Below are 1,471 nucleotides of genomic sequence, written 5' to 3'. Positions count from 1 at the left end.
TCCTGTTTCCGCTTCTACCCTATTAACAAGTCTTGTTGCCTTCAATGAATGTCCGCCTAATTCAAAGAAATTATCCTTCACACTTATTTTTTCCACATCAAGGAGTTCACTAAATATTCCACTGACAATTTCCTCAGTTTTATTTCTCGGCGCGATATATTCCTTTTCACTCTTCAGCTCAATCTCAGGTAAAGCTCTCTTATCCAACTTCCCATTTCTTGTTACAGGTATTTTCTCAATCTGCATCATATAAGCAGGTATCATGTAGTCTGGTAAATCCTTACGGATTTCCTCTTTGATGGTACTGATATTTAATTGACCTTTCGCTGTGAAATACGCATGAACTGCTTTTTCAGCATTTTTGTCTTCTCTTACAATCACCGCTGCATCCGTTACACCTTCTATTCTTCGAATGACACTCTCAATTTCACCAAGCTCAATTCGGAATCCTCTGATTTTTACCTGTTCATCCATTCTTCCCAAATACTCAATATTCCCATCAGGAAGCCATCTTGCTAAATCTCCACTTCGATACAATTTCCCTTCTCCAAATGGATTGTCGATAAATTTTTCCGCTGTCAGTTCTGGTCTATTCAGATACCCTCTCGCTAAACCATCTCCCGCTATACATAGTTCTCCAGGCACGCCAATTCCACATAGTTTCATCTCATTTAATATATATATATGAGTATTAGAGATTGGTTTACCTATTGGGATAAAATCAAAATCGTTCGGTATTTCATATGTTGTTGTAAACGTTGTATTCTCTGTTGGTCCATATCCGTTTATCAAGCGTACTGTTCCCTCTTGAGATTTTAAAATTCTAACTTGTTCTTCGGAAAGCTTTTCTCCACCTATCAACAGATACTTTAGGCTATTAAACATTTGTGCATCTGTTACGATCATTTGATTATATAACGTTGACGTTAACCACATCGTGTTAACTTGATGCTTTTGGATACACTGCTTTACAGCACCCACATTGGTGATTGTCTCACTATTTATCAATACCAACGTCCCACCATTCAAGAATGCTCCCCACATTTCAAATGTGGATGCATCAAATGACATAGAACCGGTTTGTAATATCACTGTATTTTCATCAAATGCAATATAATTCGTATCTTTTACTAGTCTGATAACACTCTTATGTTCAATCATTGTCCCTTTTGGTTTTCCAGTTGTTCCTGATGTATAGATAACATACAATAAGTCAGATGATTGATTTATCTTCTCAGGGTTTTCTGTTTCATCTGTAAAGACACTACGATCCGCAAGGTCAATAACTGGTATTTCAGTTTCAACTTCCGCTTTATATGTGAGTATTGCCTTCGGCATACAATCCGCAAGCATATATTCAATTCGATCTTTCGGATTGGTTGGATCTATCGGTACATATGCTCCGCCTGCTTTGATAATTCCGTAGATTCCTACAATCATTTCAATACTTCGTTCTGCCATGATTGCAACG

1 protein-coding gene is annotated in these 1,471 nt (G+C 37.3%); it reads right to left on the bottom strand.

The annotated features are described in order from the left end of the window. A partial coding sequence (locus K5S59_RS29585; RefSeq protein WP_220784124.1) for a non-ribosomal peptide synthetase occupies window positions 1–1,471 on the bottom strand: 1,471 nt, incomplete at both ends.

It is taken from the genome of Bacillus sp. BML-BC051, from assembly GCF_019656175.1.
GTDB lineage: Bacteria > Bacillota > Bacilli > Bacillales > Bacillaceae_G > Bacillus_A > Bacillus_A mobilis.
Note: the sequence above shows the minus strand (reverse complement) of the source record. Positions and strands in the feature narration are given on the sequence as shown.